Below are 5,206 nucleotides of genomic sequence, written 5' to 3' on the forward strand. Positions count from 1 at the left end.
AAGTGATAAAGTCGGGAGTCCCAAAGCTATCCTAGCAGACCTAGCCTTTGAAGAATCAGCTTTTCCAAAACACACAGATGATTTTGATGAGGTGAGTCGCTTTTTGGAAGAACATGCCAGTTTCTCTTTTAACCTAGGAGACTTTGACGCTATCTGGCAAGAATACTTAGAACACTAGCATGATTCATTGGGTTTGGGCTAGTAATTTCTCCATCCCTTTGCTATAATAAAAAGAAATAAAAGGATTAGAGAGGTTCTTTATTTGAAGGAACATTCAATAGACATTCAACTGAGTCATCCAGATGACCTGTTTCATCTTTTTGGTTCCAATGAGCGCCATCTTCGTTTGATGGAAGAAGAGCTTGATGTGGTGATTCATGCTCGTACAGAGATTGTACAAGTCTTGGGGGGGGAGTCAGCTTGTGAGGAAGCTAGACAAGTTATTCAAGCCTTGATGGTTTTGGTAAATCGTGGAATGACAGTCGGCACACCAGATGTAGTGACTGCGATTAGCATGGTCAAAAACGATGAAATCGACAAATTTGTCGCCCTTTATGAAGAAGAAATTATCAAGGATAATACAGGGAAGCCTATCCGTGTCAAAACACTAGGTCAAAAACTTTATGTGGACAGTGTTAAACAGCATGATGTGACCTTTGGAATTGGGCCAGCAGGTACAGGGAAGACCTTTCTTGCAGTGACCTTAGCAGTGACTGCACTTAAACGTGGGCAAGTCAAGAGGATTATCTTGACACGTCCAGCGGTGGAAGCAGGAGAGAGTCTAGGTTTTCTTCCGGGTGATCTTAAGGAGAAGGTAGATCCTTACCTTCGACCTGTTTATGATGCTTTGTATCAGATTCTGGGGAAAGACCAAACAACTCGACTCATGGAGCGTGAAATTATTGAGATTGCGCCCCTTGCCTATATGCGTGGACGGACCTTGGATGATGCCTTTGTCATTCTCGATGAGGCGCAAAATACGACCATTATGCAGATGAAGATGTTTTTGACTCGTTTAGGTTTTCATTCTAAGATGATTGTCAATGGAGATATCAGTCAGATTGACCTGCCACGCAATGTCAAGTCCGGTTTGATTGATGCCCAAGAGAAACTCAAGAACATTCACCAGATTGACTTTGTTCATTTTTCAGCCAAGGATGTGGTTCGCCACCCAGTTGTCGCTCAGATTATCCGAGCCTATGAACCAGAACCGGTTAAAAAAGAAGAGAGTGAAGAATTAGATTCTCAACCTCTATATGAAGGATAGTTCTTTTGTACTTAAAGTTATCTCAATACTAAATCTATAGTAGATTGAAGCTAGAATAGTACGTTGTGACTGCTAAAACATTTTTAGAAATTAATTTGACTTTCCTGATTGATTTGTTTATATCTTATTTCAATCTACTATAAGTTTGCTTTTTAAATGTTTTATTCAATATCCTTATATTAGATTAGAAAGGTTTCAAGTGGAAGAAACGTATGGAATCAATCTTTTTAAAACTAGCTCAGTATCCCATAGTCGAGACAGAGCGTTTGTTGCTTAGACCTGTAACTTTGAATGATGCGGAAGCAATGTTTGACTATGCCTCGGACAAGGATAATACACGTTACACTTTTTCAACCAATCAAAATGTAGAAGAAACCAAGAATAATATTGCTCAGTTCTACTTGGCTAATCCCTTGGGACGCTGGGGGATTGAATTAAAAGATAACGGCAAGTTTATCGGAACCATTGACTTGCACAAGATTGATCCTGTTCTTAAGAAGGCAGCTATTGGCTACATTATCAATAAAAAGTATTGGAATCAAGGATTGACGACAGAAGCCAATCGTGCCGTAATTGAGCTAGCTTTTGAGAAGATAGGAATGAATAAGTTAGTTGCTTTACACGATAAGGCTAATCCCGCGTCAGGAAAGGTCATGGAGAAATCAGGCATGCGTTTTTCCCACGAAGAAGCTTATGCTTGTATGGACCAGCATGAAAAAGGCCGAATCGTGACAAGAGTTCATTATGTCTTGACCAAGGAAGACTATTTTGCAAATAAATAAGCAGTTGAAAAGAAATTTTTCGACTGTTTTTTCTTCCTCTTACGAATAATCTAAGAGAGGAGAAAATATGGAAGCAATTATCGAGAAAATCAAAGAGTATAAAATCATCGTCATCTGTACTGGTCTGGGCTTGCTTGTAGGCGGATTTTTCCTGCTAAAGCCAGCTCCACAAACACCTGTAAAGGAAACGAATTTGCAGGCTGAAGTTGCAGCTGTTTCCAAGGATTTGGTATCCGAAAAGGAAGTGAACAAGGAAGAGAAGGAAGAACCCCTTGAACAAGATCTAATCACAGTAGATGTCAAAGGTGCTGTCAAATCGCCAGGGATTTATGACTTGCCTGTAGGTAGTCGAGTCAATGATGCTGTTCAGAAGGCTGGTGGCTTGACAGAGCAAGCAGACAGCAAGTCGCTCAATCTAGCTCAGAAAGTTAGTGATGAGGCTCTGGTTTACGTTCCTACTAAGGGAGAAGAAGCAGTTAGTCAACAGACTGGTTCGGGGACAGCTTCTTCAACAAGCAAGGAAAAGAAGGTCAATCTCAACAAGGCCAGTCTGGAAGAGCTTAAACAGGTTAAGGGACTGGGAGGAAAACGAGCTCAGGACATTATAGACCATCGTGAGGCAAATGGGAAATTCAAGTCGATTGATGAACTCAAGAAGGTCTCTGGCATTGGTGCTAAGACCATAGAAAAGCTAAAAGACTATGTTACAGTGGATTAAGAACATCCCCATTCCCCTAATTTACCTGAGTTTTTTGTTACTTTGGTTTTATTACGCTATTTTCTCAGCATCCTATCTTGCTTTGTTGGGCTTTGTTTTTCTGCTAGTCTGTCTCTTTTTCCAATTTCCATGGAAATCAACAGGCAAAGTTTTAGTGATTTGTGGAGTCTTTGGCTTCTGGTTTCTGTTTCAAAATTGGCAACAGAGCCAAGCGAGTCAAAATCTGGCGGATTCTGTTGAAAGGGTACGGATTCTGCCTGACACTGTTAAGGTCAATGGTGATAGTCTGTCCTTTCGCGGCAAGGCTGATGGACGCATTTTTCAAGTCTATTATAAACTCCAGTCCGAGGAGGAGAAAGAAGCCTTTCAAGCTTTAACCGACCTGCATGAGATAGGACTAGAAGGGAAGCTTTCGGAGTCAGAAGGGCAGAGAAATTTTGGTGGCTTTAATTACCAAGCCTATCTGAAGACTCAGGGAATTTACCAGACTCTCAATATCAAAACAATCCAGTCACTTCAAAAGATTGGCAGTTGGGATATAGGAGAAAACTTGTCCAGTTTACGTCGAAAGGCTGTGGTTTGGATTAAGACGCACTTTCCAGACCCTATGCGCAATTACATGACAGGACTCTTGCTGGGACATCTGGACACCGACTTTGAGGAGATGAATGAGCTTTATTCCAGTCTAGGAATTATCCACCTCTTTGCCCTATCTGGCATGCAGGTAGGTTTTTTCATGAACGGATTTAAGAAACTTCTCTTGCGATTGGGCTTGACCCAAGAAAAGTTGAAATGGCTGACTTATCCCTTTTCCCTTATCTATGCGGGACTAACTGGATTTTCAGCATCGGTTATTCGCAGTCTCTTGCAAAAGCTACTGGCTCAACATGGGGTTAAGGGCTTGGATAATTTTGCCTTGACAGTGTTTCTCCTCTTTATTGTCATGCCAAACTTTTTCTTGACAGCAGGAGGAGTCTTGTCCTGCGCTTATGCTTTTATCCTGACCATGACCAGCAAAGAAGGGGAGGGGCTCAAGGCTGTTGCTAGTGAAAGTCTAGTCATCTCCTTGGGCATATTGCCCATTCTATCCTTCTATTTTGCGGAATTTCAACCTTGGTCCATCCTCTTGACCTTTGTCTTTTCCTTTCTATTTGACTTGACCTTCTTACCGCTCTTGTCTATCTTATTTGCCCTTTCCTTTCTCTATCCAGTCATTCAACTGAATTTTATCTTTGAATGGTTGGAGGGAATGATTCGCTTGGTCTCGCAGATGACAAGTAGGCCGTTTGTCTTTGGACAACCTAATGCATGGTTTTTAATTTTATTGTTAATTTCCTTGGCTTTGGTCTATGATTTGAGGAAAAATATCAAAAGAGTAGCTGGCTTCAGCTTACTTATTGTGGGTCTCTTTTTCTTGACCAAGCATCCACTGGAAAATGAAATTACCATGCTGGATGTGGGGCAAGGAGAAAGTATTTTCCTAAGGGATGTAACTGGGAAGACCATTCTCATAGATGTAGGTGGCAAGGCAGAATCTGATAAGAAAATTGAAAAATGGCAAGAAAAGGCGACGACCAGCAATGCCCAGCGAACCTTGATTCCCTATCTCAAAAGTCGAGGAGTAGCCAAGATTGACCAGCTGATTTTGACAAATACGGACAAGGAACATGTTGGAGATTTGTTGGAGGTGACCAAGGCTTTTCATGTAGGGGAGATTTTAGTATCAAAAGGAAGTCTGAAACAGAAGGAATTTGTGGCAGAACTACAGGCGACTCAAACCAAGGTGCGCAGTGTGACAGCAGGAGAGAACTTGCCAATTTTTGGAAGTCAGTTAGAAGTCCTATCTCCAAGGAAAATTGGAGATCATGAAGATACCCTGGTTTTGTATGGAAAACTCTTGGATAAAAACTTTCTTTTCACTGGAAATTTGGAGGAGAAAGGAGAGAAGGACATGCTGAAGCACTATCCTGACCTAGAAGTGGATGTTTTGAAAGCTAGCCAACATGGCTCTAAAAAATCATTAAGTTCAGACTTTTTAGAACAGCTCAAACCAGAGATGACTCTCATCTCAGTTGGAAAGAACAATCGAACGAAACTCCCCCATCAGGAAACTTTGACACGACTGGAAGGTATCAATAGCAAAGTTTACCGAACTGACCAGCATGGAGCTATACGGTTTAAAGGTTGGAATAGTTGGAAGATTGAAAGCGTTCGATAGGAAAGATAAATATTATTATTAGACTTCCTGCGAAACAAAATATGGTATAATAGTTCTATGAATTATGAAGCAAGTAAACAACTAACTGATGCACAATTTAATCGTCTTGTTGGTGTTCAGCGCACGACTTTTGAAGAGATGTTAGCTGTATTAAAAATTAAACACGCAAAAGATGGATAAAAACCTAAATTAAGCCTAGAATACCTTCTTATGGCGACTTC

At 41.0% G+C, this 5,206-nt stretch carries 5 protein-coding genes and 1 pseudogene; all 6 read left to right on the plus strand.

The genetic code is table 11. From position 1 onward, the window contains the following. On the plus strand, positions 1-178 hold a 178-nt coding region (locus tag HT736_RS11240), incomplete at its 5' end, for a YozE family protein (protein WP_172931054.1). Between the two features lie 84 nt (positions 179-262). Continuing rightward, positions 263-1,267, plus strand: a complete 1,005-nt coding sequence (locus HT736_RS11245) for a PhoH family protein (protein WP_000658205.1) — start codon at positions 263-265, stop codon at positions 1,265-1,267. Positions 1,268-1,479: 212 nt separating this feature from the next. Further along, a complete protein-coding gene (locus tag HT736_RS11250) occupies positions 1,480-2,049 on the plus strand; it encodes a GNAT family N-acetyltransferase (protein WP_000443735.1) in 570 nt (189 codons plus the stop codon). A gap of 67 nt (positions 2,050-2,116) precedes the next feature. Beyond that, positions 2,117-2,767 carry a helix-hairpin-helix domain-containing protein gene (locus tag HT736_RS11255; protein WP_000387332.1) on the plus strand — a complete coding sequence of 217 codons (651 nt, stop codon included), beginning with the start codon at positions 2,117-2,119 and terminating at the stop codon, positions 2,765-2,767. After that, positions 2,751-4,985 carry a DNA internalization-related competence protein ComEC/Rec2 gene (locus tag HT736_RS11260; RefSeq protein ID WP_138700418.1) on the plus strand — a complete coding sequence of 745 codons (2,235 nt, stop codon included), beginning with the start codon at positions 2,751-2,753 and terminating at the stop codon, positions 4,983-4,985. The genes HT736_RS11255 and HT736_RS11260 overlap by 17 nt, the downstream gene beginning before the upstream one ends. Positions 4,986-5,042: 57 nt before the next feature. Then, positions 5,043-5,162: pseudogene (locus HT736_RS11265) on the plus strand (IS5/IS1182 family transposase); the annotation flags it as partial. Positions 5,163-5,206 lie beyond the last annotated feature (44 nt).

The organism is Streptococcus sp. 339 (assembly GCF_013277285.1).
In the GTDB taxonomy this organism is placed as follows: Bacteria; Bacillota; Bacilli; order Lactobacillales; family Streptococcaceae; genus Streptococcus; species Streptococcus pseudopneumoniae.

Coding starts and splice junctions, on each gene's coding strand:
- HT736_RS11255 (WP_000387332.1), top strand. CDS start 2,117: ATGGAAGCAATTATCGAGAAAATCAAAGAGTATAAAATCATCGTCATC.
- HT736_RS11250 (WP_000443735.1), top strand. CDS start 1,480: ATGGAATCAATCTTTTTAAAACTAGCTCAGTATCCCATAGTCGAGACA.
- HT736_RS11260 (WP_138700418.1), top strand. CDS start 2,751: ATGTTACAGTGGATTAAGAACATCCCCATTCCCCTAATTTACCTGAGT.